Origin of the sequence: Chryseobacterium sp. ZHDP1 (assembly GCF_018603435.1) — a bacterium.
Classification (GTDB): domain Bacteria; phylum Bacteroidota; class Bacteroidia; order Flavobacteriales; family Weeksellaceae; genus Chryseobacterium; species Chryseobacterium indicum.
The window spans coordinates 3,714,108-3,739,398 of the sequence record NZ_CP075682.1 but is presented as its reverse complement, the minus strand read 5'-3'; the positions used below and the strand labels follow the sequence as shown (position 1 = coordinate 3,739,398).

General features: G+C 36.1%; 27 protein-coding genes. 4 read left to right on the top strand and 23 right to left on the bottom strand.

The genetic code is table 11. The features are described 5' to 3' along the window. Positions 1-56 precede the first annotated feature (56 nt). Positions 57-821 carry an enoyl-CoA hydratase/isomerase family protein gene (locus KKI44_RS17180; protein WP_214588461.1) on the bottom strand — a complete coding sequence of 255 codons (765 nt, stop codon included), beginning with the start codon at positions 819-821 and terminating at the stop codon, positions 57-59. Positions 822-1,236: 415 nt separating this feature from the next. Between KKI44_RS17180 and KKI44_RS17175 the strand changes: the two genes are divergently transcribed. From KKI44_RS17175 to KKI44_RS17165, 3 genes are read left to right on the top strand one after another with little or no spacing between them, the layout of a single operon-like run. Beyond that, positions 1,237-1,782: a phage tail protein gene (locus KKI44_RS17175; protein ID WP_214588460.1), complete on the top strand. Its 546-nt coding sequence runs from the start codon at positions 1,237-1,239 to the stop codon at positions 1,780-1,782. 36 nt (positions 1,783-1,818) lie between these two features. Then, on the top strand, positions 1,819-2,364 hold the full coding sequence (locus KKI44_RS17170; protein ID WP_214588459.1) for a phage tail protein: 546 nt from the start codon (positions 1,819-1,821) through the stop codon (positions 2,362-2,364). Positions 2,365-2,388: 24 nt separating this feature from the next. Beyond that, positions 2,389-3,216 (top strand): T9SS type A sorting domain-containing protein, encoded by an 828-nt coding sequence (locus tag KKI44_RS17165; protein WP_214588458.1) that lies wholly within the window; start codon positions 2,389-2,391, stop codon positions 3,214-3,216. A 194-nt stretch (positions 3,217-3,410) separates the two neighbouring features. Here the strand turns inward: KKI44_RS17165 and KKI44_RS17160 are convergent, their stop codons facing one another. The 22 genes from KKI44_RS17160 to KKI44_RS17055 form a co-directional block, all read right to left on the bottom strand. Next, positions 3,411-4,097, bottom strand: coding sequence for an SMUG2 DNA glycosylase family protein (locus KKI44_RS17160; RefSeq protein ID WP_214588457.1), 687 nt, complete (start codon positions 4,095-4,097; stop codon positions 3,411-3,413). Between the two features lie 36 nt (positions 4,098-4,133). Beyond that, the gene (locus tag KKI44_RS17155; RefSeq protein ID WP_214588456.1) at positions 4,134-4,868 is read right to left on the bottom strand and encodes a DUF4241 domain-containing protein; all 735 of its coding nucleotides are present in this window, start codon (positions 4,866-4,868) and stop codon (positions 4,134-4,136) included. 183 nt (positions 4,869-5,051) lie between these two features. After that, positions 5,052-5,213, bottom strand: coding sequence for a bacteriocin-like protein (locus tag KKI44_RS17150; protein ID WP_214588455.1), 162 nt, complete (start codon positions 5,211-5,213; stop codon positions 5,052-5,054). A 160-nt stretch (positions 5,214-5,373) separates the two neighbouring features. Continuing rightward, a complete protein-coding gene (paaZ, locus tag KKI44_RS17145) occupies positions 5,374-7,869 on the bottom strand; it encodes a phenylacetic acid degradation bifunctional protein PaaZ (protein ID WP_214588454.1) in 2,496 nt (831 codons plus the stop codon). Positions 7,870-7,934: 65 nt separating this feature from the next. Next, on the bottom strand, positions 7,935-8,765 hold the full coding sequence (locus KKI44_RS17140) for an alpha/beta hydrolase (protein ID WP_214588453.1): 831 nt from the start codon (positions 8,763-8,765) through the stop codon (positions 7,935-7,937). 74 nt (positions 8,766-8,839) lie between these two features. Then, entirely contained in the window at positions 8,840-9,418 is a 579-nt protein-coding gene (locus tag KKI44_RS17135) for a transposase (protein ID WP_214588452.1), read from the bottom strand. Between the two features lie 80 nt (positions 9,419-9,498). Further along, on the bottom strand, positions 9,499-10,092 hold the full coding sequence (locus KKI44_RS17130) for a transferase hexapeptide repeat family protein (RefSeq protein ID WP_214588451.1): 594 nt from the start codon (positions 10,090-10,092) through the stop codon (positions 9,499-9,501). A gap of 232 nt (positions 10,093-10,324) precedes the next feature. Further along, positions 10,325-11,530, bottom strand: a complete 1,206-nt coding sequence (gene pcaF, locus KKI44_RS17125) for a 3-oxoadipyl-CoA thiolase (protein ID WP_214588450.1) — start codon at positions 11,528-11,530, stop codon at positions 10,325-10,327. Positions 11,531-11,627: 97 nt separating this feature from the next. Next, positions 11,628-12,041 carry a PaaI family thioesterase gene (locus KKI44_RS17120; RefSeq protein ID WP_214588449.1) on the bottom strand — a complete coding sequence of 138 codons (414 nt, stop codon included), beginning with the start codon at positions 12,039-12,041 and terminating at the stop codon, positions 11,628-11,630. 1 nt (position 12,042) lies between these two features. Continuing rightward, on the bottom strand, positions 12,043-12,357 hold the full coding sequence (locus KKI44_RS17115) for a hypothetical protein (RefSeq protein WP_214588448.1): 315 nt from the start codon (positions 12,355-12,357) through the stop codon (positions 12,043-12,045). An 11-nt stretch (positions 12,358-12,368) separates the two neighbouring features. Next, entirely contained in the window at positions 12,369-12,596 is a 228-nt protein-coding gene (locus KKI44_RS17110) for a hypothetical protein (RefSeq protein WP_214588447.1), read from the bottom strand. 11 nt (positions 12,597-12,607) lie between these two features. Then, positions 12,608-13,072, bottom strand: a complete 465-nt coding sequence (locus KKI44_RS17105) for a hypothetical protein (protein ID WP_214588446.1) — start codon at positions 13,070-13,072, stop codon at positions 12,608-12,610. A 1-nt stretch (position 13,073) separates the two neighbouring features. Then, complete coding sequence (locus KKI44_RS17100) at positions 13,074-14,204, bottom strand: 3-hydroxyacyl-CoA dehydrogenase NAD-binding domain-containing protein (RefSeq protein WP_214588445.1); 1,131 nt, start codon at positions 14,202-14,204, stop codon at positions 13,074-13,076. A 40-nt stretch (positions 14,205-14,244) separates the two neighbouring features. Further along, positions 14,245-14,598, bottom strand: a complete 354-nt coding sequence (locus KKI44_RS17095; protein WP_214588444.1) for a four helix bundle protein — start codon at positions 14,596-14,598, stop codon at positions 14,245-14,247. A 35-nt stretch (positions 14,599-14,633) separates the two neighbouring features. Next, positions 14,634-15,434 (bottom strand): enoyl-CoA hydratase/isomerase family protein, encoded by an 801-nt coding sequence (locus tag KKI44_RS17090; RefSeq protein WP_214588443.1) that lies wholly within the window; start codon positions 15,432-15,434, stop codon positions 14,634-14,636. A gap of 131 nt (positions 15,435-15,565) precedes the next feature. Continuing rightward, positions 15,566-16,003, bottom strand: a complete 438-nt coding sequence (gene paaD, locus KKI44_RS17085; RefSeq protein WP_375180798.1) for a 1,2-phenylacetyl-CoA epoxidase subunit PaaD — start codon at positions 16,001-16,003, stop codon at positions 15,566-15,568. A gap of 196 nt (positions 16,004-16,199) precedes the next feature. Then, on the bottom strand, positions 16,200-16,949 hold the full coding sequence (paaC, locus tag KKI44_RS17080) for a 1,2-phenylacetyl-CoA epoxidase subunit PaaC (protein WP_250902086.1): 750 nt from the start codon (positions 16,947-16,949) through the stop codon (positions 16,200-16,202). 69 nt (positions 16,950-17,018) lie between these two features. Next, positions 17,019-17,300 carry a 1,2-phenylacetyl-CoA epoxidase subunit PaaB gene (gene paaB / locus KKI44_RS17075; RefSeq protein ID WP_002981782.1) on the bottom strand — a complete coding sequence of 94 codons (282 nt, stop codon included), beginning with the start codon at positions 17,298-17,300 and terminating at the stop codon, positions 17,019-17,021. A 182-nt stretch (positions 17,301-17,482) separates the two neighbouring features. After that, positions 17,483-18,421, bottom strand: coding sequence for a 1,2-phenylacetyl-CoA epoxidase subunit PaaA (paaA, locus tag KKI44_RS17070; protein ID WP_214591178.1), 939 nt, complete (start codon positions 18,419-18,421; stop codon positions 17,483-17,485). Between the two features lie 175 nt (positions 18,422-18,596). Continuing rightward, complete coding sequence (locus KKI44_RS17065) at positions 18,597-19,682, bottom strand: 2Fe-2S iron-sulfur cluster-binding protein (RefSeq protein WP_087707822.1); 1,086 nt, start codon at positions 19,680-19,682, stop codon at positions 18,597-18,599. Continuing rightward, a complete protein-coding gene (locus tag KKI44_RS17060) occupies positions 19,679-20,998 on the bottom strand; it encodes a phenylacetate--CoA ligase family protein (RefSeq protein ID WP_214588440.1) in 1,320 nt (439 codons plus the stop codon). Before KKI44_RS17060 ends, KKI44_RS17065 begins: the two co-directional genes overlap by 4 nt. Positions 20,999-21,415: 417 nt before the next feature. Next, the gene (locus KKI44_RS17055) at positions 21,416-21,994 is read right to left on the bottom strand and encodes a TetR/AcrR family transcriptional regulator (RefSeq protein ID WP_214588439.1); all 579 of its coding nucleotides are present in this window, start codon (positions 21,992-21,994) and stop codon (positions 21,416-21,418) included. 596 nt (positions 21,995-22,590) lie between these two features. Here KKI44_RS17055 and clpB point away from each other — a divergent pair. Continuing rightward, positions 22,591-25,197, top strand: coding sequence for an ATP-dependent chaperone ClpB (clpB, locus tag KKI44_RS17050; RefSeq protein WP_214588438.1), 2,607 nt, complete (start codon positions 22,591-22,593; stop codon positions 25,195-25,197). The last annotated feature ends 94 nt before the right edge of the window (positions 25,198-25,291 follow it).

Here is a 25,291-nt window from a genome sequence, read left to right as displayed (position 1 = left end):
TTTTTGAAAAAAGAATGTATAAAAAAGCCGCTGATTTCTCAACGGCTTTATGATTATTATTTTGCTCTTAATCTCTCTTTAATGGCTCCGATGTTTTTCTTAGCCGAGTCTTCCAGTATTAAACTGGCACTCATGTGAATTCTTGCAGGCATTAATTCATTGAAATGATCCGTTCCTTCCCATGAAACCTTTTTAATTAAAGCTAATGCATCGCTGCTTCTTGAAGCCAGAGTCTGAAGGAATTTTTCCAGCTTGGCATCCATTTCTTCAATGGTTTCTGATACCGAATGATAGATATTGTGCTGTTCTGCCCATTCTGCCGATCTGAAATCTGCATCAATTGCCATTGCCGAAAACTGAGACTTTCCGATTTTTCTTTCCACATACGGTCCGATCACGAATGGTCCGATTCCGAGATTAATTTCCGTTAAGGCTAATGCAGAGTCTTTGGTTGCAAAACAGTAGTCTGCTCCACACGCAATTCCAACTCCACCACCTGTAGTTTTTCCCTGAACTCTCACAACAACTATTTTTCCGCAGTTTCTCATTGCATTCAGAACTTTGGCAAAACCTCCGAAAAATTTTGTGGATTTTTCGAGTTCCTCAATTTCCAGAAGTTCATCGAAACTTGCTCCCGCACAGAAAGCTTTTTCACCTTCACTTTTTACAAGAATGGCTTTTACTTCTTCTTTCGCACCTTCATCCAGAATGGTCTGTGCTAATTTTTCAAGAATGGCTCCCGGAAGCGAGTTGCTTTTCGGAGTTCCGAATGTAATTTCGGCAATGTTGTTTTTTAGTTCTGATACTACAAATTCGTTCATTTTTAGTTTTAATTGGATTTACACAAAAATACTAAATAGAACGCGTTCTGAGAGAATAAACTTTAATAAATAAAACACCTAAATCCTGACATTATTTTCTTTCACACAAAAGAAACATGAAAAATACCGAAATTACAATATAAAAACCAATAAACAAATATCAAGATTAATAATTCAAACATAACCAATTTACACAACTATATATTTGTTAAATAAGACAAATAATTATTATATTTACAACAAATCCGTAAAAATACGTAATCTGCAATTTGGTATTTTCTACTCTATGGCAAATATTTCTATTGTTGTTACTTTGACATGTCAATAAGACATAAGTTTTTAAAGATTTTCTGGCGGTATCCGAAAAGCCATAAACAGAGTAGGAATTTTAAAAAAACTGAAAATTTATATTATCATGGATGACGAATTAATGGGCGTAATCAAGACGTTCGCAGGAAATTTTCCGCCGGTAGGTTATATGTTCTGCAACGGAGCTCTTCTAAGCATTTCGCAGTACTCTGCTCTTTTCTCGATCTTAGGAACCACTTACGGTGGTGATGGTGTCAGAACTTTTGCTCTACCCAATCTAAACGGACGTGTTCCAATTAGTGCAGGACAATCTACAACAGGGCAGTATTATGAATTGGGAGAAGCAAGCGGCACTCCTACAAATACACTTCTTGCCTCTAATCTACCAAGCTTCGCAAGTCAGTTAAAAGTATCTTCGGCTAATGCGACAACAGCTGTACCAACGTCTACAACATCTCTTGCAGTAAGCGGGACACAGGCAGGAAGAGACTTTTTGGCCGTTCCGAGCTTTATAAATGCAGCTCCGGATACTATGCTATACCCTCAGTCTGTTTTTTTTATCGGTCAGAATTTACCGGTTAACAATATGTCTCCGTATTTAGGAGTCAACTACATTATATGTGTGGAGGGAATTTATCCTTCAAGACCTTAATTTAACACTAGTACTAATAATATAAATACAATAATCATGGACGAAGAATTAATTGGAACCATCAAGCTTTTTGCAGGAAATTTTGCACCAAGAGGATATATGCTATGCAACGGTGCAATACTAAATATCAGCCAAAATCAGGCACTTTTCTCTATCTTGGGATCAGTTTATGGCGGAGATGGAAAAACAACATTCGCTTTGCCTAACCTCAACGGGCGTATGCCAGTTGGCGCAGGAACTTCAAACACAGGTAAAAGTGTTGTATTAGGAGAAGCTTCAGGTACTGTTACCAACACTCTGCTAAGCTCAAATCTTCCATCAATAGTAAGCCAGCTAAGAGTTTCAAAATCTAACGCAACAACTTCAACGCCATCATCATCGGCATCAATTGCTGTATCAGGAACTCAGGCAGGAAGAGATTTCACGGCTGTTCCGAGCTTTATAAATGCAGCACCGGATACGCCTATCAATTCAGCTTCAGTAACCTTTGCAGGTCAGAACCTGCCTGTTAACAATATGCCACCTTACCTTGGTCTTAATTATATTATCTGCGTAAATGGTATATATCCATCAAGACAATAATTAATAACCTAAAAATTTAAAATCATGAAAAGTACTATACTTTTTACCTTATCTGTTCTTTTTATTTCAGTCTTTTCTTTCGGACAGACCAGTACAGAACAGTTTGAGACGGAATCCAACGGAAGCGCAAGTTTTACTGATAACGGAGTAATTTTCAATATTCTGTCGCATGTTAACACATATGACATTCAGGCTTCTTATCCCGGTACAGGATGGAGCGGTACCGCAATTGACAATAACTATATCGACAACTCCGGAGCGGGTAACCAATCTTCCGGGACGTCTTTTAGTATCAAAACAACATCCAACCTATTTAAAGTAAACAGATTCTGGGTTTATTTAGGAGCAGCAAATACTTCACAGTCTGTAACGGGGACATTAACTATTACAGGTAAATTATCCGGAGTTACAAAATTTACTCAGACAAAAACTACAGGTTTTGTTAATTCTATTGCTGTTACAAACGGATATACTTTAATTGATATGACCAACCTGAACGGACAGAACTACAGCAATATTATAATCGACCAGCTGCAGATTACTGCGGGAGGAGGTTATCAATATATGGGGCTGGATTCTTTCACATGGGTAAAAGATACAGGAATTGTATTGTCTGCCAATGACGTAAAAGCTTCGAAAAAAGATTCAGGATTTTACCCTAACCCGACTAACGGTCCGCTAACGATCAAAACTAATGAAAATACTAAGTTTGAGGTGTACAGTCAGGCAGGGCAACTGGTAAAAACAATTGAAACTCAAAAAGGAGTAAATGAAACAGACATTTCAGAACTGCCAAAAGGTGTTTACACCGTAAAGTCTTCTAAAGAATCTTACAAAATTATTAAAAAGTAATACAGGCTATTATTAAAGTGAAACTAATAACCATGAGATTCAATAAAAGCATCTAATTGTACCTTGAAAGATTTTAAAGCATAATATTGTGATGATGTCCCCTGAGCAATCGGGGGATTATCATATTTTCCCTCGTTCCGGCGATATTGAATAATATCATCGTCCCGAAAACTCTTTGAGAAATTCAAAGAGTTTTATTTTTTTAGAGCAAGAATATACTTGTCAATGTATAATTGTTTGTCTTTGGATTTGTACTGCTGTATATATCTGGGATGTTCCAAAACCGTCATCTTACCAAATAAATTAGCTTCCCGATTTAATTTTAAAATGAAATCTGCATTCTTCTTACCTAAAACAAAGACTTCCGAAGTGTCGAGATTTAGAGATATATGTTTTCTTAAGGAATCAATCATAAATTCTTTTACGTCCCTGAAAAGCTCTTTATCGTCATAATAATTAGCATTGATCCAGCTGCCTTTCGATTTTCTGACGATCGCTAAAGGAAACGGTGAGTTTATATAAAAATCCTTATAAAATTCTTCTGCTCCGCCATACTGCTCAATCATATCATACATAAAAACCGAAGAAATTTCATGAGTATAAGCAGATTTCATCTTAATTCCGCAAACGATTTCCAGACGTTTGGTATCGGTAAATGGAACTCCTGTAACGCCTGCTCCGTGACGACTGGGGTTAATTCCTATCAGAAATTTTCTTTTGTTGGAATCATTGTAATATTTCTGATAAAACTTTTCCATGACAATCATGGTTTCAGGATTGTCTAAATAAGGATTAAGCACCTGAAAATCTTCGGGAAGTATTCCGGAATATTTTAAGTTTCGGTTAAATTCTACTACTTCCTCAGCAAAATTTTTCGTCATATTTGGTTTTTAAAAAAAATTATATGGCTGATCTTTTTAATCTACATCATCTTCGTCTCCATCTTCGCTTAAGGCTAATTCAATATCAATAAACTGGATGTATAATCCGCAAATACTGTCATTATTATCATAAGCAAAATATACCGGATAAGTACCGTCTCCAAAACCACTTGCAAACATAGGAATATGATAATTGGTATTCGGAACTTTCCAGTTGATCCAGTCTCCGGCATCTCTTTGATTTTCCGGATGGTATTTATAGCTTTGCTCGAAAAGTGCAGCGAAATAATCATCGTAAAAATTGTCGACATTAGTTTCATCCACAAATTTATCCACAAAAGGAAGCACTTCTTTATCCGTAATACAGCCTAAACCTGCATCCACACCAAAACCGAAATAATCATCTTCAGTAACGCCTTCCAATTCTTCAATTCCAACCAAGGCTTCCCTGTAAACAATTGGTTTTTCTTTCGTAAATTCTACTTTAACAACAGCATATCTATCACCCCAGTCTTCTGATTTTACCACAGCAATGGTTACAGGAAAATCACCTTTCGGAGCCTGAATAAAATAGGGCGATTGATTTCCGTTCAGATCAACAAGCGGATCTCTCACCACTATCTTACCGGAAGGAAGAGAAACATTTCCGATTTCCATCGTTTCCAATGGCTGCCCTGCAATTTCATCAGACGTAAAATAGGTTTCCAAATCCGTCGGACATATGAGAACATCTTTTACTTCTTCATATTTCCGTAGCCAGTTTTCGTTCATTTCTTTTGTTTTATGATATAATTAAGCCTGAAAATAAGGAATAAAAACAAGCGTATCAAATATCATTAAGTTTTTAACATAAGATTATAAAAATCCCTTTCAATATAGACTGAAAGGGAGTATTGAATTATTTAACTGAATCAGACTCATCAAAATGATACATGAAATATTGATTTTGTATCATTAAGAATCTGCACATATAACACATGCTCTTGGAGTAGTCGGCCAGATTCCGGGAATGCAGCAGCTTCCTTTAGGACAAGAAGTGGGCGTACAAGACCAATTAGGACCAGAACCTTCTATAGATCTTAACTGTGGTCTTGACAATTTTTTCAAATTTTTCATAATAATTTAGTTTTAATGGTTATTTCCTACTCTATATGCTTTTCGGATTTCGCATTCTAAAGTTAGCAATAAAATTATTTAAAAACAATTTAATCAAATAGTTATATAATTAAAAAGCAGCAATTCATTAAAGAATGCTGCTTTTTATAATCTTCTGAATTTAAATCAATCCAAACTGCTCAAAATGATGCGTAAAATGTTTCTTATGCATCAGTTCCCACATTTCCTTATTCAGTTTTCCGAATACGAAATTCATGTGTTCTGCCTGTGGATTTTCTTTGTAATAAATCACAAATCTTTTTAAATTATCAATGAAAGACTGTTTTGCTGCTTCAAAATTTTTATGTCTTAACTCTAATAGTTTTTCATCATCCGCTAAAAACGGCGCAGGGAAATCTTTCGGCATTTTTCTGTGGTTATACAGAGAATCCTGCCATTTTTCCAACTGTTCTTCAGGAGTGAAGCATTTATCAGCTTCCGGTTCGCCAAGACTTACCAAAACCCCGTGCTCCAGATGTTCAATCATTTGCTGAGGAGACATTTTACCCCAGCTTGGCTGAGTAGATTCTGTTAATCCATTCAGTATTTTCTGAATATTTTTTAAGTTTAAATCGATAAAAGGAGACTGTTTTGCCACTAATGTTAAAATAGTTGCCACACAAACGATCTCATCTCTCTGATTTACGACTTCAACTAACCATTTTACAACTCCGGAAGGAATATTTCTTCCTTTTACCCCTCTGTTGATTTTTTCTTTCGCCGTTAAATACACCGTAATCGTATCTCCTGCATAAACAGGTTTAAAGAATGAACAGTTTTCCAGTCCGTAATTTGCGATAACCGGCCCTTTTTTCCCTGAAACAAACAATCCTGCCGCTGCGGAAAGGATAAAATAGCCGTGAGCAACCGTTTTATCGAAAATAGTTCCTGTTAAACTTGTAGCATCCGTGTGTGCGTAGAAATGATCCCATGAAACATTAGAGAAATTTACGATATCTGCATCGGTAACCGTTCTTCCTGCCGTTTCCAGAGAATCTCCCACTTCAACTTCTTCAAAATATTTCTGGAAAGGATGTTTATCCGAATATTTTTTCTCAGCACCCTGCTGATAAATTTTAGTAATGGCAGTTAAGACATCCGGAGAACCCTGAATTGCCGTTTTCTGAAGGAAGAAATGAAGACCGTTTAATCCGCCCATTTCTTCACCGCCTCCTGCTCTTCCGGGACCGCCATGCATCAAAGTCGGAAGCGGAGAACCGTGACCTGTGCTTTCTTTCGCACTGTCTCTGTTCAGTACAAAAATTCTTCCGTGCTGCGAAGCCATTTTCCAGGATGTTTCGGCAACGAAATTATTATCATGGGAAACAATAGAACCTACCAAACTTCCTTTTCCTCTTTTTGCCAACGCCGCCGCTTCTTCAGCATCTTTGTAAGGCATTAATGTAGAAACCGGACCGAAAGCTTCGACATCGTGAGAGATATTTTTTTCAAATGGTTTATCATTTAAGAACAATTTCGGACTCATGAAAGCTCCGTTTTCGTAATCGGCATCTACCAATTCGTGCTTTCCGTCGTAAATTAACTCGGTTTCAGCTTTAAGCAAATCAACTTTTCTTAAAACCTCATCATACTGTTGTTTTCCAACCAAAGATCCCATTCTGGTTTCTCTACTCAACGGATTTCCGATTTTTGTCTGATCTAAAGCTTTAGATAAAGCATTCTGAACGTCACCAATTAAGTTTTCGGGAACAATAATTCTACGGATTGCTGTACATTTTTGTCCGGCTTTCGTCGTCATTTCGTTACGTACTTCTTTGATGAATAAATCAAACTCCGGAGTTCCCGGTTTTGCATCCAATCCAAGAATTGAACAGTTCAGAGAATCTGCTTCCATATTGAAACGAACGGCATTTCCTGCAACAGATGGTAAAGATTTTAATTTTCTTCCTGTATTGGCAGAGCCTGTGAACAAAACAGAATCTCCATCCTGCACATAATCCAGAATATTTCCCGGTTCACCGCATACTAATTGAACCGCCCCTTCAGGAAGAATTCCGCTTTCAATCATATCCTGAAAAACAGCGTTCGTTAAATAAGAACCGAAAGGAGAAGGTTTTACGATCGAAGGAACACCTGCTAACAATGATGTGGATAATTTTTCCAGCATTCCCCAAACCGGAAAGTTGTAAGCATTAATTTGTACTGAAACTCCTTCACTCGGCGTTAATATGTGGGTTCCCAAAAAAGTTCCGTTTGCCGAAATTTTCTGAGTATCTCCATCTACCCAAAACGGTGTATTCGGAAGCATTCTTTTTGCCAATCCTGAATACGTGAAGAATGTACCAAAACCTCCTTCAATATCTACCCAGGAATCAACGTGAGTAGCTCCTGTTTTATACGATAGTTCGTAATATTTTTTCTTTCTTTCAAGGAGATAAAGTGCTACTTTTTTCAACATTTCTCCACGATCGTAGAACGTCATGGATGAAAGGTTTTTATACCCTACTGTTCTTCCGTAATCCAAAGCCTGCTCAAAATTCAGACCTTCCGTGTCGGAAATGGCAACCTGTTCTCCATTAACAGCATTATATAAAGGAATTCCATTTCCGTTTCCTTCGATCCATTCGCCGTAGATATAGTTTTTTAACTTTTCCATATAGTTTTTAATTTAACAATGTATCAATCTTTGTTACACTGACACATTTTTATATTGTTACATTTTTAATTTTTCGGTTCCTGATACGGAAACAATTTCAATAAACCTTCATACAAACTTCTGTGTAGGATTGTTGCATGATTGTCTGTTTCCATCATTTTATATTCTATTGTCCAGTTTTTCTTGTTAGATTTTTTTAAAACATCAAATAAATCTTCTGCATCTTTTACCATTACAGGATGTTCCCCTTTTCCAACGGAAATGTAAATAAATTTTTTAATATCCTTAATTTTGGATAATAATTGAGGAGCCTGTTTTAGAAGACTTTCATCATCCCACCACAAACTCGGACTGATGATAAAGTAATTATTGAACAATTCAGGTTTTTTCAATAAAATTTCAGTTGCTAAAAGTCCGCCAAGCGATTGTCCGAAAAGATAATTATCTGTTGTTTTAAAATGACTTTCAATATAAGGCTTCAATTCTTTATCTAAAAAATTAATAAACTTATCTGAATGTCCCGTTGTAGGGTAATCTTTCTGTAAATCTTTCAAATCTGTATGAAAAGTGAAATCTTTCTTTCTGTCAATGTTTGCAATTCCAACCACAATGGTTTCCGGCATAGAATACATTTGATTAAAGAACTGAACCAAGCCTGTCACATGAATAAAATCTTCATTCATACTCCCATCCAAAAGATAAATGATTGGGTAAGATTTTGTTTTGTCAAATTTTTGTGGAAGATAGATATTCAAAGTTCTTTCTTCGTTTAAAATTTTAGATTTTATTGTTCTGATTTCTCCAATAGTCAGTGGTTTTACATTTTCAGTCTGGGCGAAAACAAGAGACTGAAAAGCAAACAGAATACTGCAGAAAATGAGAAGTTTTTTGATCATACTTTTCTTTGTTAATTGCTTTTTTAAAACCTCATAGGTTTTAGAAACCTATGAGGTTTGAGTTTTACTATAATTTATTCAATTGATAGAAAATCATATTCTATATTTGATTTATGATATTCTATAAAATCATTTACTGTTTCAAAATATTGCATCATTTCAGCTCTTTCAATTTTACTTTCTTTAGCCAAATTAATATAAGAATGATACGATGAATATTTCCACTTACCAATATCTTCAACAAATCCATGATTGACAGGATTATTATGAATATAATGAAGTAATTTCATAAAATATTTTTCATCGTTTATTCTTTTTCTCTTCAGATAATCCAGAAACAGAGAACCTTTTCGGTTATATCTTTTATTATAAGCTTTTGCGTAAGCATTCAACAGATTGCTAAACTGCTTCATTAAGTATTTATGTTCATCTTCATTTAAAATATCACCCAGTTTTTTAAATCTTACTAATAAATGAAAGTGATTTGGCATTAGACAGTATACATATATTTCAGCTATCGGAACAATATACTTTGCAAGCTTATCTAAAAAATATTTATAATTTTCTTCTTCTCTAAAAATTAAATCTTTTCCATTGGCATGAGTGTAGATATGGTATACATATTCACATTCAAAATTTTCTGTGTTTGACATTTATTTTTCTTCATTTGTGTGTTTTTATATTCAAACCTCATAGGTTTTAAAAACCTATGAGGTTTAGTAAGGGACGATAATTATTTCACATCATCCCAAATACTGTAATCCACCACTTTTGTAGGGATCTGCTGAACATATTCTGTGAAAGGTTCACAAGGCAAAATAGCATCTTTTCCTTCTCTTGCCAATTCCTGATACAGTTTTGTTCCTTCTGTTTTCCATTTAATCATTTCATCGGAAACATCGCGGATGATTTTTGCGGGACTTCCGACAATTAATTTTCTTGCATCACATCTGAAGTTTGCCGGAACAAAAGCTAAAGCACCGATGATACATTCATCTCCGATAAACGCTTTGTCCATGACGACAGAATTCATTCCGACCAGACAATTTTTTCCAATATGTCCGGAGTGAATAATCGCTCCATGACCGATATGTGCAGACTCTTCAAGTATAGTTTCAATTCCCGGAAAAACGTGTAGGGTACAGTTTTCCTGAACATTGGCACCGTCTTTCACTATAATTTTTCCCCAGTCGCCACGAATCACCGCATTGGGACCAACATAAACTTCTTCGCCGATTTCTACATTTCCGATGATCACCGCTTGCGGGTGAACATACGCGGAAGATTTTATTATCGGTCGAATTCCGTGATATGAGTAGATATTCATAATTTTAATTTGAAAATTTGAGAATTAGTTAATTTGAAAATTATTTTTAACGCAAGATCCACAAAGTTTTTTTGAAAATTTTTATGCATATTTTTCGTTCGCAAAGGCTTTTGACTCCGTCGAATCGTCGATTTCACTCAGCAAAGGCTAAACGTTAATTTAAATTAGCTAACTAGAAAAGTTGATGACGGTTTTAAGCATTTTCGAATTCTCAAATTTGTACATTTTCAAATTAAACTCGTTCAATAACCATCGCATACCCTTGTCCTACGCCAATACAAAGTGTACACAATGCATATTTCTTATCCTGCTTTTGAAGTTCCATTGCCGCAGAACCAACGATTCTGGCTCCGGAAACTCCAAGTGGATGACCGATTGCAATAGCACCTCCATTTGGATTTACTCTTGAATCATCATCTTTTAAACCCAAGCTTCTTGTTACGGCTAAAGCCTGAGCAGCAAAAGCTTCATTTAATTCAATGATGTCCATGTCGTCTAATGAAAGATTCAGTCTTTTTAATAGTTTTTGAGTGGCTTCTACAGGTCCGATTCCCATAATTCTCGGTTCAACGCCCGCAACAGATGATCCTAAGATTTTTGCTTTTGGCTTCAATCCATATTTTTTTACAGCTTCTTCGCTTGCTAAAATTAAAGATGCTGCTCCGTCATTCATTCCGGATGCATTTCCTGCGGTTACCGTTCCTTCTTTTCTGAAAGCCGGACGAAGTTTTCCTAGTCCTTCCATTGAAGAAGTCGGTTTGATAAATTCGTCGGTATCAAATATTTTAGGTTCGCCTTTTTTCTGTGGAATTTCAACTTTTACAATTTCTTCTGCCAGTCTTCCACTTTCCTGAGCTTTAGTGGCTTTCTGCTGAGACCAAAGGGCAAATTTATCCTGATCTTCACGGCTGATGTTGTGGATATCCGCTAAATTTTCAGCAGTTTCGCCCATTCCGTCAACGCCGTACATTTCTTTCATTTTCGGGTTGATGAATCTCCATCCGAAAGTGGTGTCAAACATCTGGCTGTCTCTTCCGAAAGCTGTACTTGGTTTTGACATTACATAAGGAGAACGTGTCATATGCTCTACTCCACCTGCAATATAAATTTCACCTTCCCCTGCAGCAATTGAACGGAAAGCATTTGCCACCGCAGACATTCCTGAAGCACACAATCTATTCACCGTTTCTCCTCCGATTTTATACGGAAGTCCTGCCAATAAAAGCCCCATTCTGGCAACGTTTCTATTATCTTCTCCTGCCTGATTGGCACACCCGAAAATAACGTCTTCAATTTCCTCAACAGGAACTTCAGGGTTTCTTGCTACAATTTCTTTAATAACAATGGCAGCTAAATCGTCGGCTCTTACTTCAGAAAGTCCTCCGCTTAATTTTGAAATGGGAGTTCTTATGTAATCTATGATGTATACGTTGTTCATTTTATTTAATTTGAAAATGTGTTAATTTGATAATTTGAAAATGAAAAAAGCATTAAAAAATAATTTTCAAATTGCTTCATTCTCAAATTTCCAAATTTTATAATTCTATTACTTTTTTTCCGATTTTATACACTGTTCCGACAAATTTTGCAATCAATTCTTCGTTTTGATTGGTAATTTTAATATCGTAAACAGCGGTTTTTCTGGTTTCATTGACCAAAATACTTTCTGCTCTGAAAGTATCCCCTTCTTTTCCGGCTTTGGTAAAATTGATGATGCAGTTTAATGCAACAGCAGCATCACCGGAATTGTTGGACGAAAAAGCCAGTGCAGAATCTGCAAAAGCAAATGTAACGCCTCCGTGAACCGTTTTCAGCCCATTAATCATTTCTTTTTTAATGGGCATTTCTATTAAACAATAATTTTCTCTGACTTCAATCAGTTTAATATTCATCCATTGGGAAAAATAATCCTGATCAAACATATATTTTGCAACCTGTCTCGGATTCATTTTAATTTTTGCTAGTTATTTTTTCAAATAATTCATCAGCCAACTTGTCGTAAACCGACATGGTCTTTCCAAGAATAATCTGATGGGACGAAAGATTTTCGGAATTTGAAGGATCTTCTGTTTGAAAATGTTCATTTAAATCAATTCCAAATTCATTTGCTAATCTGTTAATCAGTTCTTTATATTTTTCATTGAATTTGCCTAATAATTCAAGTTTTTCCTGATAATCTTCAATCGAGGAAAGCTCCTGATTTATATATTCTTTTTCAATGGTAAGCCTTGTTTCAAGTTCAGCTCTGAATGATTCTATATCCATCCTAAATAATATTATTTCATCAAATCTTTTCTGTCGGGATGTTTTAAATATTGTTTACCATCTTTATCAAAACACCAGACATCTGATATTTCTCTTAGCTGAAAAAATTCAAAATCTCCCTTATGAATTTTCATTCTATTCAATCTTCTGAGCTTTCTATTGGCTTCTAGTTTATTTTCCTTTTCTGATTCAGCAGTTGTTATTCCGATAATCGGAGTTTTTCTTTTTGACCTACTCATAAAAATCAATTTTATTGATTGATTATTCTTTTCAAATCTTTAATCCCATTTTCATAAGATTTTTTAAAAAGAAAATTAATTATAAAATATAAAAATCCAAATATCATCAGAAGTGGTATAAATAGGGAAAAAGCCTTTACTCCAAGTTCTAAAAAATTTATAATAATCAGAAAAAAGGGAAGCAAACTCCATATATAAATCAATATTTTAAATGTATTATGAAATTTTGTATCCAACCTTATTATTGTCTCACTTTCTTTCCGAACGAATCTTCCTTCATAAACACAGAAAATTCCTAAGGGCTTTTCTGAACTGATTATTTTGAAATAATTCTTATCTATATTTCCCTTGAAATATTTATCAGACCTTCTCATTGTCAAAGAACTGATCTCAGTATTATTTTTGATATTTAATAATACTTCTTCAATTATTTTTGAAGATTTTAATTCTTCAGATTTTTCCGGAAAAAACTTCATCCTATAATTTTCTCAGCAACGGACTTTGTCTGTATCTCTCTTCCTGATATTCTTCGTAAAGATCCTGCAAAGTTTCGGAGATTTTAGAATATCCTATTTCTTTTCCCCATGCCAATAAACCTTTGGGATAATTTACGCCTTTCTGCATTGCGAGTTCCAGATCTTCGTCATTTGCTACGCCTAACCTTTTTGCTTCTACGGCTTCATTAATCAGCATAGAAATAATTCTCATGAATATTTGCTGATAAAGCGCCTCATCTTTCACAGGTTCTGCTTTAACAGCTCCTTCCGAATAATCGTAAAATCCTTTTCCTATTTTTCTGCCGTGAAGTTTAGCTTCCGACATTCTTTGCTGAAGAAGAGACGGTTTGTATTTCGGATCGTAGAAATATTCGTTGTACACAGTTTTAGTTACCGAGAAATTCACATCAACTCCAATTAAATCCATTAACTCAAAAGGTCCCATTTTAAAGTTACCTAAAGTTTTCATGGCATCATCAACCTGTTCTACTGTTGCGATGCTTTCCTCAACAATTCTCAACCCTTCACCATAGTAAGGACGGGCAATTCTGTTGACGATAAATCCGGGGATATCTTTGGCAACAACAGGAGTTTTACCCCAATCTTTCATGAGACTGTAGATTTTTTCCGCTAAAGATTTTTCGGTTAACAAGGATGGAATAACCTCCACTAAAGGCATCAGCGGAGCCGGATTGAAGAAGTGAATTCCGATGAAACGCTCCGGTTTCTGTAATTCCGCACCAAGAGAAGTGATGGAAATGGAAGAAGTATTGGAACCAATAACACAGCTTTCTGAAACGTATTTCTCTAATTCTGTGAAAACTTTGGTTTTTATTTCTTTATTTTCGATGATGGCTTCAATGATCAGTTCACAATCTTTGAAGTCTTTTAATTCGGTGGCAATGGAAATATTGGCTAAAATTTCAGTCATTTTCTCCGCCGAAATTTTCTGTTTGTCGACCAGTTTAGTCAATGTTTTTTCCAAACCTACGGTTGCCGTTTCTACTTGTTTTGCATTAGCGTCATAAATCCAGACTTTGCATCCATTCGTTGCGGCTACCTGTGCAATGCCGATTCCCATGGTTCCGGCACCGATAATTCCTACATTCATATTTTTAATTTGAAAATTTGGAAATGAGTTAATTTGAAAATTATTTAAGTTTTGAACTTGAAATGATTTTAGATAGAATTAATAAAATTTCTTTTAAATCTGAAATTAATTTTTCACTGGGCGATTGTAAATGTGGAGACTTTAAACACAGTAAAAGCCAATATTCTGTTTCATCAGCTTCTTTAGCTGCAATTTTCAATTTATGGATAAAATCTGCTTTGCTTTCTGCATTTTGAGCTTCTCTAACATTAGCTCCAATCGAAGTTCCAGATTTGAAAATCTGATTTGCTAATGGAAATCTTTTAGATTCATACAAACCTTCTGAAAATTCAATGATGTCTAAAGCAAAATCAAAAGTCTTATTTACAATAATATTCTCTTTATCATTTCTCATTTTCAAATTCTCAAATTAACCCATTTTCAAATTAATTATTTCCCTTTATATTCAGGTTTTCTTTTCTGTAAAAAGGCACTTACTCCTTCTTTAAAATCTTCTGTTTCTGCAGCTTTCTGCTGCAGATCACCTTCTAATTCCAACTGCTGCTTCAGCGTATTGTCATAAGAATGTGCAAATGCTTTCTTGGTTAATTTCAAGCCAACAGTCGGCATATTGGAAACTCTTTCTAAAATTTCCATTGATTTTGAATTGAATTCTTCTTCAGTGAAAACTTCAGCAACCAAACCGTATGATTTAGATTCTTCCGCGGATAATTTTTTTCCGGTAAATGCTAAATAATTAGCCAATTGTCTTCCCAATAATTTTGGTAAAAAGTAAGTTCCGCCCGTATCAGGAATCAGACCGATATTGGAAAATGCCTGAGCAAAATAAGCTTTTTCAGTTGCCAGAACAAAATCGCAGATCAACGCCAACATTGCTCCGGCTCCAACTGCAGGACCGTTTACCAATGCAACAACCGGTTTTTTACAATGGGTAATTTCCATCACTAACGGATTGTAATAATCTGTTACAATTTTTCTGATGATATCGTTGTCATGATGTTCATTGCCCTGAACAAATGCATCATCAAGATTCTGACCGGAACAGAATGCTCTTCCCCTTCCTGAAATGGCAACACATCTTACCGCAGGATCTTCACTGCATTCTTTTACGAAATCTTTCAGATCTGATAAAGACGGCTTTGTAAGCGCGTTCATTGTTTCAGGCTGATTGAGATAAGCAATTTTTAATTTTCCGTCGAAATGCGACTCAATATCGAGTTGTGTATACATAGTTTTAATTTTTTATGATTAATGCACTAATTTAACAATAAAAATGCACCAATATATCAGTTTATAAGTATAACAATATTTAAAGCATTCAAAATTGTTATATTGCTACATTTTCAGATTGTTACACTCATTTAGTGACATTTAAAATAGTCAAATGGTTCCAGACAATCTAAACACTGATACGAAGCCTTGCATAGCGTAGACCCGAATCTGCTGATCTGTTTTGAGTTCATAGAACCGCAACGCGGACATTTTTTCGGTTTCCCGATATGATGTTCGTCGGCTCCTTTTTCGGGAGGAGTGATTCCGTACACCCGAAGTTTTTCTCTCGCTTCATCCGTTAACCAGTCCGTCGTCCAGATCGGAAACATTTTGGTCACTACTTTTGCCTCCCATCCGTTTTCCTTCATGATTTTGATGATGTCTTCCTCAATGGTAAACATGGCGGGACAGGCAGAATAAGTAGGCGTAATCGTTACTTCGCAGGAATTTTCGCTGGTAATTTTCGCTTCTCTTACAATACCCAATTCCACGATATTAATCACCGGAATTTCCGGATCGGGAACCATTTCTAATATTTCTAAAGGATTTTTCAATCTTCTTTTTATCTTAATTTTTACGTAAAATGTGCTAAGTTTTTTTGACTACCATTTTTTTTAATTCACAAAGGCGTTCTACTTAGCAAAGCCGTAAACTGCAAAATTGTTATGGTCGTTTGTTATTTTTAAACCTCACAGGTTTTTAAAACCTGTGAGGTTTGTGTTTCTACCACGTACAACCCGGATATGCTCTCTGCATATACTGCAATTCACAAAGGATATATCCAAAATATTCTGTGTGATATCCTGTTCTGGATTTTGGCTGCATGAAAGGATTTGTAGGATATTCTAACTGGAAATCTGCAAAATCTTTTTGAGTGATCGTTATAAATTCTTCATAAAGAGCATCGGTATTCGGAGCAATATTTAAAGCGACCAAATCATCTTCTCCTTCTGTTTTTGCAAATAGACCTTTGGTGTATTCCCAGATGTTTTCAATGGCTTTTACCAGACGGCTCTTACTTTCTTCTGTTCCCTGAGCAAAAATTTTCATCCAGGAAGCAGCGTGTGTGTAATGGTATTTTACCTCTTTTAATGATTTTTGAGCAATCGCCGCCAATTCTTCATTGGCTGAATTGGACAATGCTTCGTACATCAGTTTCTGATAGACTGCAAAAACATACACTTTTAAAATGGTCTGGGCATAATCTTCGTTCGGAAGTTCAGTCCAGTGTGCATTCACATATTCGTGTTCATATCTTAAAAAGGCGATATCATCTTCAGATTTTCCGTCGTCTAAAAGTCTTGAGGCGTAAACGTAAAAGTTGTTCGCCTGACCAAGTTCATCCAGCGCAATATTCGTTAATGCAATATCTTCCTCCAGATAAGGACCTTCACCGCACCACGCAGACAAACGCTGTCCCATAATGAAACTGTCATCTGCCAATTTTAATAAATAATTATATAATGGGTTCATTGTTTTAGCTTTGGGCTTTTGGCGTCTAGCTTTGGGCAAATTGCAAGCAGCTAACAGCCAATCGCTGTTTTACATATTCTTTACATCGTTCGGGATCTCGTAGAAGGTTGGGTGACGGTACAATTTATCATCAGCCGGATCGAAGAATGCTTCTTTATCCACTCCTTCCGAAGTTACGATGTATTTACTTGGAACTACCCAAACAGAAGTTCCTTCTTTTCTTCTTGTATAAACGTCTCTTGCGTTTTGTAAAGCCATTTCTGCTGTTGGCGCCTGTACAATTCCAACGTGTTTGTGAGATAACCCCGGTTTAGTCTGAATAAACACTTCCCACATATCTAAATTTGCCATAGTCAAATTTTAATTTTTATCTAGATTAGATTTTGAATAATTTTTACTTTAATTTGAACCATTAAGGACAATTAAGTTGTTAAGAATATTAAGTTTAGCTTGGCTTTAGATTTTGAATCAAAATGATTTTTCTTAATTCAACTAAACTTCTAAATAAAATCTTAATGGTTTAAATTAAGAAATTAGTTTACCTTTTCGTTCTGCTTCTCAGCGAAAGCTGCTGCCGCTTCTTTTACCCAAGAATTCTCTCTTTGAGCTTTTCTCTTCGTTTCGATACGCTTTTTGTTGGCAGGACCATTTCCTTTTAAGACCTCCATGAATTCATCCCAAGGAAGCTCTCCGAAATCGTAATGTTGCCTTTCTTCGTTCCACTTAAGATCTTTATCCGGAATGGTTAATCCCAAAAACTCAGCCTGAGCAACGGTAACATCGATGAATCTCTGACGAAGACTGTCGTTGCTTTCTCTTTTCACTCTGTAATTCATCGAAATTTTAGAGTTTGGCGAACTGTCATCGTTTGGACCAAACATCATTAAAGCCGGCCACCAGAAACGGTCTAACGAAGCCTGAGCCATTTCTTTCTGCTGTTTTGTACCACGGCAAAGAGCCATCAAAATCTCGTATCCTTGTCTTTGGTGAAAAGATTCTTCTTTACAGATTTTCACCATCGCCCTTGAGTAAGGACCGTAAGAATTCCCCATCAACATCACCTGATTCATGATTGCAGCACCATCAACCAACCACCCGATCGCTCCGATATCTGCCCAGCTTAAAGTAGGATAGTTGAAGATACTTGAATATTTCGCTTTTCCTGAAAGCATATCTTCATACGTTGCATCTCTGTCGGCTCTGATCGTTCCGTCCCCTAATGTTTCGGTTGCAGAATAAAGGTATAAACCGTGACCTGCTTCATCCTGAACTTTAGCCAACAACGCCATTTTTCTTCTCAATGAAGGGGCTCTGGAAATCCAGTTGGCTTCCGGCAGCATTCCTACGATTTCAGAATGCGCGTGCTGTGAAATCTGACGAACCAATAGTTTTCTGTAATCATCGGGCATTATATCTTTGGGTTCTACTTTATTTTCGTCGTGTACATACTGTACAAACTTTTCAATATCTATTTCCATCTTGTAATATTTAAAATGAAGGTAAATTTTAACGCAAAGTTCGCTAAGATTTCTTTTACTACTAACTGTTTTTAAAGTTCACAAAGGCGTTCATTTAGCCAAGTCCACAAAGTTTTAGAGTGAAATCTTATTATTTTTACATTGGTAAATTATTACATTGTTACATTAATTATACGTCATAATTAAGCATCACCACATTGGTTGTCGGGTGACACTGGCAGGTAAGAACGTAACCTCGGGCTACTTCTTCTTCGGTAAGTGCGTAGTTTTTTTCCATGAAGACTTCACCTTCCAAAACTTCGGCTTTACACGTACAGCACACTCCCCCTTTACATGCAAAAGGTACAGGAAGATTGTCTTTCAATGCTTTATCTAAGATACTTTCTTTTTTTGAATTCAGGTGGAACGAATATTCATCATCGTCAATGATTACAGTAACCATACTTTCAATATTGGCAATGGCTTTGAACTCATCACTCATTTCCTCCGTATTTTCTTCGTCAGGAGCAGTGAAATATTCAAATAGAACCTGAATTGCCGGTACTTTTTTATCTTTCTTTAAATAATCTGCAATTCCTTTGATCATTTCAGAAGGTCCGCAAATGAAATACGTGGCTTCTTTTACATCAATATCTGCATATCTTTCAAATAAATGTTCCAGTTTTTCAGGGGAAATTCTTCCTTCGAAAATCGGATCTTCATGCTTTTCACGGCTTACGAGATAAACTACTTTCAATCTTCCGTTGAACTGCTCCACCAATTTATCGATCTCAGCCTTTTTCATCACGTGATTCATGCTTCTGTTGCTGTAGAACAGATACGCGTTGGAATTCGGCTCCTGATAAAGACTTTCTTTAATATTCGATAAAACCGGAGAAATTCCGCTTCCTGCCGCCAAACCAATGTAAGTTTTTACGTTTGTCGGATGATAAGAAGTGTTGAAACCGCCCATCGGAGGCATTACTTCAAGAATTTCATCCATGTGAAGATGCTCATTGAAATAACCGGAAACTTTTCCGCCTTCCAATAATTTCACTAAAACTTCCAGCGTGTTGCTTTTTTCACTCGGCGCATTACAGATGGAGTAAGAACGTCTTTCTTCATTTCCGTTGATCATCATCCGGAAATTAAGATACTGCCCCTGTTTGAATCTGAATTTATCTTTCAGTTCTTCAGGGATTTCAACCGCTACATTTACTGCATCGTTGGTATCTTTCTGAACTTTTACCGTTTTAAGTTTATAAAATGAATTCATTTATTTTTTAGTATTCTGTTAATTTTTCCACCTTCGCATTTCGGAAGACTGTCCTGAGCATGAATTTTCACTTTTGTGGTAATTCCTACCCTCTTTTTTATTTCGTTTTCTATACTTTTTCCAAAGCTTCCGACAAAAATAGCATAATCATCGGTATTTTGATTTAAATTTTTCGAGGCAATCAATTCATCACCAATCTCAACATCAATATCCAGTGCAACACACATTTGCTCCTTTTCAACAGGAGTTAAATAATAGTTCGGAACGACTCCTTCTACATGAGAAAACGCTTCTTCAATCTGACTTGGATAAACATTTACCCCTCTTACAATCAGCATATCATCGGCTCTTCCCAGAATCGGACGCATCTTTACCATCGTTCTTTTTCCGTTTTCGTCATAGTAAAGACTTGTGATATCATTTGTCCAGTAACGCAGAAGCGGCATTGCTTTCTTCGTTAAAGTGGTAATCACCAAAACGCCTTCTTCACCAAACGGAACGGGCTCTTTTGTAACCGGATCGAGAATTTCGGGATAAAAATGGTCTTCCCAAATGTAAGAACCTCCTTTTTCCTCAAAATCTTCCATCGAAACTCCGGGTCCGATAATTTCGCTTAATCCGTAAATATTGGTTGCATGAACGCCTAATCTTTCTTCAATATGCTGTCTGATTAATTCCGTCCAAGGCTCTGAACCTAAAACGGCATATTTTAAACTGATTTCTTCTGCGGGGATTCCTCTTTTAGCAAATTCATCAGCAATGGTCAAAGCGTAAGATGGCGAACAACAGATTACTTCCGGCTGAAAATCCATGATGAGATCAACCTGTCTCGCCGTCATTCCTCCCGAAATAGGAAGAACGCTCATTCCCAGTTTTTCTGCTCCGTAGTGCAGTCCCAGTCCGCCCGTGAAAATCCCGTAACCATATGCATTATGCAACTGCATTCTCGGTTTCGCGCCTGCTGCATTTAAAGATCTCGCCACGACTTCGCTGAATAAATCAACATCTTCTTTTGTATATCCCACTACCGTTGGTTTTCCCGTTGTTCCGCTTGAACAGTGAATTCTCTGCAGTTCATTTTTCGGAACGGTAAATAAACCAAACGGATAATTGTCTCTCAAATCCTGTTTGTATGTTATCGGAAGTTTGGTAATATCTTCAATCGACCTTATTTCCTGTGGAGATATTCCTGATTCTTTAAATTTTCTTTTATAAAACTCCGACTTCTCCCCAAGATAGCTTACCAAATTTGCCAACCGCTCAGACTGAAGCTGTCTCAACTGATCGAGCTTAAGATATTCAACACCAAAATCCATAACTAACTAACATTTGTTAGGTGTAAATTTAATAAGATTTTGGAACGTGACAAAATTTTTATGATTTTCGTCAGATTTTTATTGATTCTAAATAATTAAGGCTAAGATTGAGGTTTAGTTTAAGCATGATTTTAATATGATTTTGTCATTCAGAACATAGACAGAAAGTTTACGAATACAGTTCGGAAGTGAAGTGAAGAATCTTTTTAAAGCAATAAATAATAGATTTCTCCTTCACAGAAATGAAAGCTTACTGCATGAAATATTGTTATTCAGAACGGAACAAAGTAAAGTGTGGAATATAAGCGAAGTTTTCATTATAGCTGTCGAAATTTCTACGGAATGACAATAACAATTTTAAATAATCTTAAAATAATTGTTGAGATTCTTCCTTCGTCAGAATGACAGTTAAACGGTTTATTTCTTTTGATTTCCCAGCAAACCAAAAAGAATTTTGTTCCTTATTTCATCGGTGATATCCGAACCGGATTCTATATTTCTTTTGAACCAGAAGTAGGAATTGTTTAAAGTATGAAGAATAAATCTCGTGGTAAAAGCGGGTGATCTTAATTCCCAGTTTTCAGCGGTATAAATTTCAGAAATCAACTGTTCAACTTCCTGCTGATAATTTTTTCTTAATTCGATGAATTCAGGTAATCTCTCTTCAAGGTGCTTCCATTCATTGGAATAAATGTGCGTGACATCACGGTTTTTAAGAACAACCGACAAATGTTTTTCAATGAAAAGATTGAGCTTTTCCTTTGGTGGAATATTGGTATTTTTTACTTGCTGAAGTTCATCAAAAAACTCCTGCGCAATGCCGAAACAGATCCATTCCAGAATTTCTTCCTTTGAGCGGATGTGCGCATATAAAGAAGCCGCTTTGATATTCAGTCTAGTTGCCAAATCACGAACAGAACTTCCCATGTAGCCTTTCTCCTTGAAAAGTTCCACGGCAACATCTAAAATTTTCTTCTGTTTTTCTTTAAGCTCCATTTGTAAAAACGCAAAAGTAATTATTTTGATTTTAATATTTGATTTTGAGAAGATGATTTTTAAACTAAGAATTAAAAGTAAAACACTGCATAATGTTTTTTCAAAATGATGAAATGAAAAATTATTTAAACCATTAAGAAGATTTAAGATGTTAAGTTCAATTAAGAAAAAATCAATAGATTTTTAATAAGCATTATTTTGGAAAGCGAAGCAGCTCTTAAATATTCTAAACTTCTTAATTAAAATCTTAATGGTTCAATCAAAAAATAAGGTTAGACGTATTTTGAGATTCAACCCAATCTGACGGTTCTTCCGATAATTTTCACTTAAATTCTTCGAATCGGAAATTTTGTCTTTCCAAAGCAGATTAAAAATAAAGATTTCGGAAATTTTGTCCAATATTTTTAAAAATTCAACAATAGAATACTTTTTGCGATAATGTACCCGAATTAAATGATTAAATAAAGATTAAGGGCATCAGAAATTAGAAAATCTGATTGAAAAATTAACATGTATTTGACGCTTATGGTCTGAAATCTGATGTCTAAAATCTAAAATTGGAAACTAAAAATTAAAGAATCAAAAATATACAAAATATGAACTTAAATCAATATACCGTAAAATCTCAGGAAGCGATTCAGGCTGCACAACAGGTGGCAATGGAATTTGGCAACCAACAGATCGAACCTCAACATTTACTGGAAGGAATTTTTCAGGTAGATGAAAATATATCGCCTTTCTTATTAAAAAAATCTGAAGCAGATGCAGCTTTGGTAAGAGAACGAAACCGCGAAAATTTAGAGAAGCTCCCTAAAGTACAGGGAGGCAACATTTACCTTTCACAATCAGCAAATAAAGTTTTGCTTGATGCGCCTAACATCGCTAAAAAAATGGGCGACGAATATGTAACGATTGAACATTTATGGCTTTCATTATTGGAAACCAATTCAGAAGTTTCGAAGATTCTGAAAGATATGGGTGTTACCAAGAGTCTTTTGGAAGGCGGAATTAAAGAATTAAGAAAAGGATCAAAAGCGACTTCTGCAAGTTCGGAAGAAACGTATCAGTCTTTAAATAAATACGCTAAAAACTTCAACGAATTAGCGGCGGAAGGAAAACTGGATCCTGTCATCGGGCGTGATGAAGAAATCCGAAGAGTGTTGCAGATTCTTTCCAGAAGAACTAAAAACAACCCGATCCTGATTGGTGAACCCGGTGTTGGTAAAACGGCGATCGCGGAAGGAATCGCCCACAGAATTATCAGCGGTGACGTTCCTGAAAATCTGATGGATAAAACATTATATTCTCTGGATATGGGCGCTTTGATTGCCGGTGCAAAATACAAAGGTGAGTTTGAAGAGCGTCTGAAATCCGTGGTGAATGAAGTGATTAAATCGGAAGGACAGATTATTCTTTTCATCGACGAAATCCACACTTTGGTGGGAGCCGGAGGCGGTGAAGGCGCGATGGATGCCGCAAATATTCTGAAACCCGCTTTAGCAAGAGGAGAATTAAGAGCCATCGGCGCAACCACTTTAAATGAATATCAGAAATATTTTGAAAAAGATAAAGCTCTTGAGAGACGCTTCCAGAAGGTAATGGTGGAAGAACCGGATACAGAATCGGCAATTTCTATTCTTCGTGGAATTAAAGATAAATATGAAGCGCACCACAAAGTAAGAATCAAAGATGAGGCGATCATTGCGGCGGTGGAAATGTCACAGAGATATATTTCAGACCGATTTTTACCGGATAAAGCGATTGATTTAATTGATGAAGCTTCTGCGAAATTGAGAATGGAAATCAACTCCAAACCGGAAGAGCTGGACGTTTTAGACAGAAAATTAATGCAGATGGAAATTGAACTGGCTGCAATTTCAAGAGAAGGCAACCAGACGAAAATCGATCATTTAAAAGAAGATATTGCGAAGATTTCTGAACAGAGAAATGAAATTAACGCCAAATGGCTGAAGGAAAAGCAAAAATCTGAAGATTTAACGCAGATCAAAAAAGATATAGAATCTCTGAAATTAGAGGCAGAAAGAGCTTCAAGAGCAGGAGATTACGCAAAAGTAGCGGAAATCCAATACGGAAAGCTGCGTGAAAAAGAGGAAGAGCTGAAAAAGCTTGAAATCGAAATGCAAAATCATCAGAATGAGTTAATTAAAGAAGAAGTAACTTCTGAAAATATCTCTGAAGTGATTGCCAAATGGACCGGAATTCCTGTAACGAAGCTGCTTCAGTCTGAAAGAGAAAAGTTATTGAATCTGGAAACCGAACTTCATCACAGAGTGGTTGGACAGGACGAAGCCATTACCGCTGTTGCAGATGCGATCCGAAGAAACAGAGCAGGATTGAGTGATGATAAAAAACCAATCGGGTCATTCTTATTCTTAGGAACAACGGGAGTCGGAAAAACTGAGCTGGCAAAAGCCTTGGCGGAGTTTTTATTTGATGATGAAAACAATATGACGAGAATTGACATGAGTGAATATCAGGAGCGTCACAGTGTTTCGAGATTGGTGGGTGCGCCTCCGGGATATGTGGGTTATGATGAAGGCGGACAATTAACGGAAGCCGTGAGAAGAAGACCATATTCTGTGGTTCTTTTAGATGAAATTGAAAAAGCACATCCTGATGTTTTCAACACTTTGTTACAGGTTTTGGATGACGGAAGATTGACCGATAACAAAGGAAGAGTAGTGAATTTCAAAAATTCGATTATCATCATGACTTCGAATTTAGGTTCACATTTAATTCAGGAGCGCTTCGACTCCGCTCTGCGTGACAAGGATGATAACATTAGTCCGGAAACTCTGGAAGAAGCAAAAGATGAGGTCTTTGATTTATTGAAACAGACGTTACGTCCGGAATTCTTAAACAGAATTGATGAGGTTGTATTGTTCCAGCCTTTGAGAAAAAAGGAAATCGGAAAAATCGTTACCTATCAGTTGAGAGGATTTAATGAAATGCTTTCGAAACGAAATATCATTATGACGGCAACTCAGGATGCTGTAGATTATCTGATGAATAAAGGATATGATCCTGCGTTCGGAGCAAGACCTCTGAAAAGAGTGATTCAGCAGGAGGTTCTTAACCGGTTATCGAAAGAAATTCTTGCCGGAAAAGTGAACGATGGCGACAGAATAACATTGGATTATTTCGAAGAGACAGGTTTGGTTTTCAGACCGACCGATTTATAAGTAGTTTTTTTCATATATATTATTTTTGAAGAATTTCCGCAGACCAAAAAATCTGCGGAAATTTTATTTGTAATATATCAGATGTGAAATACTT